General features: G+C 66.5%; 7 protein-coding genes. 4 read left to right on the top strand and 3 right to left on the bottom strand.

Annotation, left to right across the window (positions count from 1 at the left end; all coding sequences use genetic code 11):
* Window positions 1-641: thiamine pyrophosphate-dependent enzyme (locus tag ACEN88_RS22375; RefSeq protein WP_413343149.1), on the top strand; the 641-nt coding region annotated here is incomplete at its 5' end.
* Here ACEN88_RS22375 and ACEN88_RS22370 read toward each other — a convergent pair.
* On the bottom strand, window positions 638-2,521 hold the full coding sequence (locus ACEN88_RS22370; RefSeq protein WP_413343147.1) for a glycoside hydrolase family 97 catalytic domain-containing protein: 1,884 nt from the start codon (window positions 2,519-2,521) through the stop codon (window positions 638-640). The two genes, ACEN88_RS22375 and ACEN88_RS22370, sit on opposite strands and share 4 nt — an antisense overlap.
* Before the next feature lie 65 nt (window positions 2,522-2,586).
* A complete protein-coding gene (locus ACEN88_RS22365; protein ID WP_413343145.1) occupies window positions 2,587-3,150 on the bottom strand; it encodes a hypothetical protein in 564 nt (187 codons plus the stop codon).
* 101 nt (window positions 3,151-3,251) lie between these two features.
* Between ACEN88_RS22365 and ACEN88_RS22360 the strand changes: the two genes are divergently transcribed.
* The 3 genes from ACEN88_RS22360 to ACEN88_RS22350 all read left to right on the top strand — a co-directional run bounded on the left by ACEN88_RS22360 (window position 3,252) and on the right by ACEN88_RS22350 (window position 5,253).
* Window positions 3,252-4,361: a glycoside hydrolase family 43 protein gene (locus ACEN88_RS22360; RefSeq protein ID WP_413343143.1), complete on the top strand. Its 1,110-nt coding sequence runs from the start codon at window positions 3,252-3,254 to the stop codon at window positions 4,359-4,361.
* A 115-nt stretch (window positions 4,362-4,476) separates the two neighbouring features.
* Window positions 4,477-4,680: a hypothetical protein gene (locus ACEN88_RS22355; RefSeq protein ID WP_413343141.1), complete on the top strand. Its 204-nt coding sequence runs from the start codon at window positions 4,477-4,479 to the stop codon at window positions 4,678-4,680.
* A gap of 15 nt (window positions 4,681-4,695) precedes the next feature.
* Window positions 4,696-5,253 (top strand): dihydrofolate reductase family protein, encoded by a 558-nt coding sequence (locus ACEN88_RS22350; RefSeq protein ID WP_413343139.1) that lies wholly within the window; start codon window positions 4,696-4,698, stop codon window positions 5,251-5,253.
* A 7-nt stretch (window positions 5,254-5,260) separates the two neighbouring features.
* On the opposite strand, the gene ACEN88_RS22345 is transcribed toward ACEN88_RS22350, so the two are convergent.
* Window positions 5,261-5,866, bottom strand: a complete 606-nt coding sequence (locus tag ACEN88_RS22345; RefSeq protein ID WP_413343137.1) for a TonB family protein — start codon at window positions 5,864-5,866, stop codon at window positions 5,261-5,263.
* Window positions 5,867-6,208: the final 342 nt, after the last annotated feature.

Genomic DNA, 6,208 nt, shown 5'->3' with positions numbered 1-6,208 from the left:
GCCTCGACGTGCCGGCAGCCGCCGCGGGCATCCTGCCGCAACGGCTGATGCGCGCGCTGGCGGATCACGTGGCGCGGCGCGGCGCGATCGTGTCGACCGACGTGGGCCAGCACCAGATGTGGGCCGCGCAGTATCTCGGTTTCGAGCGTCCGCGGCGCTGGCTCACGTCGGGCGGTGCGGGCACGATGGGTTATGGCCTGCCGGCGGCGATCGGCGCCCAGGTCGCGCATCCGGACGATCTCGTCGTGTGCATCTCGGGCGACGCGTCCGTGCTGATGAACATCCAGGAACTGGCGACGGCGGTGCAGCACCGGTGTCCCGTGAAACTGGTCCTGTCGAACAACGGCTGCATGGGCATGGTGCGGCAGTGGCAGGAGCTGCATTACGAAGGGCGCTACAGCCACAGTTATTCGGAAGCGCTGCCGGACTTCGTGGCGCTGGCGCGCGCCTTCGGCTGGCAGGCGCGCCGCGTCGAGGACCCGGCCGAACTCGATGCCGCCGTGGCGGAGTGCATGGATTCGGAGGGCCCGTACCTGCTCGACGTGCGGGTCGAGCAGGCCGAGAACTGCTTTCCGATGATCCCCGCGGGGCGGGGGCATCACGAGATCCTGCTGGCGAAGGACCGCTGGTACGAGGCTTAGAGAGGGCGCAGCCACAGCGCCTGGCCGCCGGAAGCGGGCAGGTCCAGCTGCAGCACGGTGGCCGCGTCCACCGTGCGCGTGCGGATGCCGACTTTCGTGCGCGTCGGCGCGGCCGGGTCGTCCGCATAGATCGTCGCTTCGTAGCGCTTGCCCTTCGGGAGGAAGTCGAAGCGCAGCGGGATGCGGCGCGCGTCGTTGTTCGTGATGCTGCCGACGAACCACTCGTCGCCCTTGCGCCGCGCGATCGTCACGTCGCGGCCCGGCGCGCCGTCCAGCACGCGCGTCTCGTCCCACGTGGTCGGGATGCGGTCCCAGAACGCCAGTTCCGGCTCGTCGTGCGAGCGGTCCGGCGTGTCGTACCAGTACAGCGTCTGCAGCGGGCTGTAATAGACGACGGCCAGCGCCAGCTGGTGCGCATGCGTCGTCCGGATGCGCGGGTCGTAGTAGCAGATCGTGTAGTCGGCCGCGCCGGCGAGGTAGCGCACGAACGGCAGCACCGTGTTGTGCGTGGCGTCCGGCATTTCCTCGTTGCCGCGGATGCCTTCCGCCGTCAGGAGGTTGGGCCAGGTGCGCTGCTCGCCGGTGGGGCGCCAGTCGTCGTGGATGTTGACCATGATGTTGGCGGCGGCCGCCTGCTGGATCGTCTTCTCGAGCCACGTCGTCCAGCGGTGCGAACCGACCTGCACGAAGCCGAATTTCACACCTGCGACGCCCCAGTCGCGGTAGGTCTGGAACAGCGTGTCGCCCTGCGCCATCAGGCCCTGCTGGTTCACGTACAGCCACACGCCGATGCCCTTGCTTTTCGCGTAGGCGATGATGCCCGGGAGGTCGAAGTCGGGAATCGCCACCTTCGTCGCGTCCGCGTCGAACGAGAACGCATTGCCGTACCACTTGAAGTCGAACAGGACGTATTGCAGCTTGTGGCGCGCGGCGAAGTCGATGTTGGCCTTCGCGTCCTTCGTCGTCAGCGACATCACGCGCATGATCTTGCCCGGCTTGATCCACGAGGTGTCGGCGATGCGCGACGGCGCGTTCAGGTTCAGGATAAAGTCGTTGTTTTCGATCAGCTGGCCGGGACGGCGCGCGATCATGATGCCGCGCCAGGGCGTGGCGAACGGCGAGACCAGGTCGGCCGGGTCGTGCATGGCTGTCACGATGGTGTCCGGCTTGTCGGGGCTCAGCTTGAACTTGGTGCGCGCGTAATCGACCATCTGGCCTTCGAGCAGGGCGACGGACAGGCCGTTCGGCAGTTGCAGCGTGAGCGGGCGCTCGGCCTGGTCCGGCCAGTCGCGCAGCGGCATCAGCTGGTACGGACCCTGGGCCCAGCCGTGGAACCAAGCGCGCGTGCCGGCGGGCAGCGCGAATTCCGTGTCCTCGCCGATGATGCGGTAGTACGTGCCTTTTTCGTTCTCGGGGAACGCGAAGCGCAGCGCCACGCCCGCGTCGTAAGCACGCACTTCGACGGACAGTTTATAGGTCGGATTGTCGTCCTTGACCAGGTCGACGGTGAGGGCTTCGTAATGGTCGCGGATGTGCGTGCGCTCGCCCGTGACGGGCGTCCACGTGCTGTCGTGGCGCGCGCGGTGCACGCCCGTCACGCGCAGGTTCTCGAACCAGCGCGCGTGATGGTCGACGGGCAGGGCCATCGCGTTCTCGGACAGGTGGTTGTCGAGGCGCAGTTCCAGCAACGAGTCGCGGATGACGGTCTCGCCGTCGTAGCGCACGTTGTAGGACAGGGCGCGCTTGCCGGCCGCGTCCAGCTTCTGTGCCAGTTCGAGCACGATGTGGCCGTCCGGCGAGGCGACGCGTTCGATCATGTCCGCGGCGCTGGCGTGCACGGCGGCGGCGCACAGCCACACGGCGGCGAAAAATTGACGCATGAGGTCTCCCATATTTGTTATCGATCACATGGTAGCAGATATCCGCTGCCGGATGCAATCGGTGCCTAATCGCTCTGCAGGCTGGGGAAGGCGTCGCTGACATCGCCGCGGGCGCGCGCGGCACGTTCGTCGGCCAGGTCGCGTTCGAGGGTAGCGACGCAGGACGCCAGGTCCGCCTCCTTGCCGGCGACGGCGACTGTCCGCGCGGCGGCGCCGTCGATGCGCATCCACAGCGTGCGCTGGCGCAGGAACGTCCGCAACACGTCCATCATGGCCGGGGCGGGGATCTGCGCGGACGCACGGTCAGCCTTGTCCGGGTGTAGCGCGACGCTGAGTGCCGTCTGCGCGCCCGCGCCGATTTCCAGCAGGTGGGGGCGGGCCGGCGGGGCGTCCTCGCGCAGCCTGACCTTGCCGACCAGTTCGAGCTTTTTTGGGTCGACGCCCACGCCGAGGGTCAGGCGCAGGAATTGGCGGATGTCGCCCCCGACCGGCATCGTCGCGAACGTGCACTGTACGATACCGTGGTCGCCGGCGTCCATCCAGAAACCGAGCTGCTCTTGCGCCGGTGCCGGCTGGGCGTAGCAGGACGTCGCACTGAATACGGCAAGCAGGGCCGGCACCGGTCTCATTGTCTTCCTTTTATCGATCGCGACGGCCAGTGTAATGAAAAGTTCGCGACAAAAGGCGGAGATATCGATAACATTGCACGTCCACTCACGGAGACGAACGTATGAAGCACAAGATGAAGTTTTTCCTGGCGGCGGCAGCGCTGCTGGGCGCGGCGACGGCGGCACAGGCGGACGGCGTGTTCCGGCCCGGCGCGCTGTGGCCGGATGACAAGGGCGTGCACATCAACGCGCACGGCGGCGGGATCCTGGAACACGACGGCGTGTATTACTGGTTCGGCGAGCACAAGGTGTCGGGCACGGCGGGCAACGTCGCCCAGGTCGGCGTGCACGTGTACAGCTCGCGCAACCTGACCGACTGGAAGGACGAGGGCATCGCGCTCGCGGTCAGCGACGACCCGGCCAGCGACATCGTCAAGGGCGCGATCATCGAGCGGCCCAAGGTGATCCTCAATTCGAAGACGGGCAAGTTCGTGATGTGGTTCCACCTGGAGCTGAAGGGCAAGCGCTACGACGCGGCGCGTTCGGGCGTGGCCGTCGCGGACAAGGTGACGGGGCCGTACGTTTACCAGGGCTCGTTCCGGCCGGACGCGGGTGCATGGCCGGTCGACGTCAAGCCCGACGACAAGGACCCCGCCACATCCTTCCTCGCGCGCGACCACGCGGGCGGGCAGATGGCGCGCGACATGACCCTGTTCGTGGACGACGACGGCAAGGCCTGGCAGTTCTACGCGTCGGAGGAAAACCACACGATGCACGTGTCGCGCCTGACGGACGACTACCTGCGTTCGGCGGGGCAGTATGCGCGCGTGAAGCAGAACGGCGACGACGAGGCGCCGGCCGTCTTCAAGCACGGCGGCAAGTATTACCTCGTGACGTCGGGCCTGACGGGCTGGGCGCCGAACGCGGCCAAGTCTTACGTGGCGGACGCGATATCGGGCCCGTGGCGGGCGCTGGGCAACCCGGTGCGCGGCACGCCGGAGCAGCAGAAGATCACGTTCGGCGGCCAGTCGACCTATGCGCTGACACTGCAGCGCAACGGCTGCACGCGGCATATCCTGATGCTGGACGTCTGGCGCAAGGAGGATGCGATCGACGGGCGCTACGTGTGGCTGCCCATCGAATGGGAGGGCGGCAAGCCGATCGTGCGGTGGCGCGACCAGTGGACGCTGGCGGACATGGACAAGCTGCCCTGCGACGGGCCGGGGGACTAACTACGTCTACCACAAACCTGACTTGCCGGGAGAGCAATACTGGCCGTACACTGAGCCTTACGAACGGCCGGGTTCGGCCAGAAGCTGCCGTTAGCTCGTTAGTTAAGGAGGAAAGATGCTCAAGGTTGCAATTTTCAACGTGTTGAAGAAGAACTGGTTGCTCGTGGTGGCTATTCTCACAGTAAGCGCGGTCTTCCAGTACTGGCGTGAGCATTCGGTTTCTCCGCTAATGCTTTTCCTCGTCCTGCTTTCATCAATCGCAGCCGGACTTCTCGTCACGCTCCCGGTCGAACTTCACAAACTACGTAATGCCCGCTAGCGAACTGAGGACACGATGGGACTTTTGACCTTCAGTATCAACCTGACCCTGGACGGCTGCATCGACCACCGGGAAGGCATCGCCGACGACGAGACGCATGCCTTCTTCACCGACCTCATGGACGAGGCCGGGGCGATGCTGTGGGGCCGGGTCACTTACGAGATGATGGAGGCCTACTGGCCGGCGGTCGCGCGCGGCGCCGTCGACGCGCCGCCGGCGCTGCGCGCGTGGGCGGACAAACTGGAGGCCAAGCCGAAGTACGTGGTGTCCTCGACACGGTCGGATTTTCCATGGACGAACAGCCACCACGTCGCGGGCGACCTGCGCGCGGGCGTACAGCGGCTCAAGGACGCAACGCCGAACGGCGTGCTCCTCGGCAGCGGCAAGCTCGCGGCCGCACTGGAACGGCTGGACCTGATCGATGCGTACCGCTTCCTCGTCCATCCCAGGATCGCCGGGCACGGTCCGACGCTGTACGACAGCGGACTGCCGGCCACGCGCCGGCTCGAACTGCTTTCCGCGACCCCGCTGCGCAACGGCGCGATCGCCATGCACTACCGGCGCGCGGACTGACCCGGCGTCATTCGATGCTCCACTTGTACTGCACGACAGACACCTTTTCCCCCGGCGCGCCGGCCGACGTACCCGGCGTGAAGCTGCAGCGGGAGAGGGCCGCCAGCGCGGCCTGGTCCAGTGCGGGGTAACCCGACGACGTTCCGATCTCCGCCTTCCGGATGGCCCCGTCGGCGCCGATCAGGAAGTTCAGCTTGACCAGGCCCGTGTGCTTCGCCCGCACCTCGTCCGGCGGATAGGCTGGCCTCGGGCAGGTCTTGAAATCGATCATGGCGGGCAGCTCGGCCGGATTCAGCGATGCCGACGGCAGCGCGCTGCCTGCCTGGCCGGGATCGTAGCCAACCGGACGCAAGCGCAAGGTCACGTCCCGCTCGCGGTCGTCGTGCGCCCTGGTGACCGCAAACTGCCGTGACTGCTTGACCTGCGCCACGAAGTCGCGCTCGGTCATCGGCTTGCCATGCTCATCCACGTAGTTGAAGTTGTCCACGGGGCCGACGCCCTTGTGGGCAAGCGCGTCAGCCAGGGCAGGGGGAACGGCCGCCGGTTGCGTTGCGCAGCCGGCAAGCGCGGCAAATCCGAGAACGGCAAGTCGCTTCTTGAAGTCGGTTTTCATGATCGGGCGGAAAGTTGTCGGACAACTAGTGTATTTGCAAAGTTGCTGAGATTGCAAGCAGCGATCCTTACCGCATGACGCAACAATCCGCCCGAAAAAAGTCAGCTGAAATTTACGATTCAATGGGATTGTCGTCCGACTCGCTGGACCAGCGCGAGTCGGCAGTAATGTCGCCCCAGGCTGGCCAAGCCGTTCCTACCGCTCGTTCCGCCCCTCCGCCTTCGCCGCATCCTCCGCCGCCTTCAGCGACGCATGCGCGACGGGCAGGTGCCAGTCCAGCTTGATGGCGGCGAGGCGCAGGCCGAAGCACAGCGCGGCGCCGGCGCAGGCGCTCGCGGTGCC

It is taken from the genome of Massilia sp. CT11-108, from assembly GCF_047302915.1.
GTDB classification, from domain to species: Bacteria; Pseudomonadota; Gammaproteobacteria; order Burkholderiales; family Burkholderiaceae_D; genus Telluria; species Telluria orientalis.
Note: the sequence above shows the minus strand (reverse complement) of the source record. Positions and strands in the feature narration are given on the sequence as shown.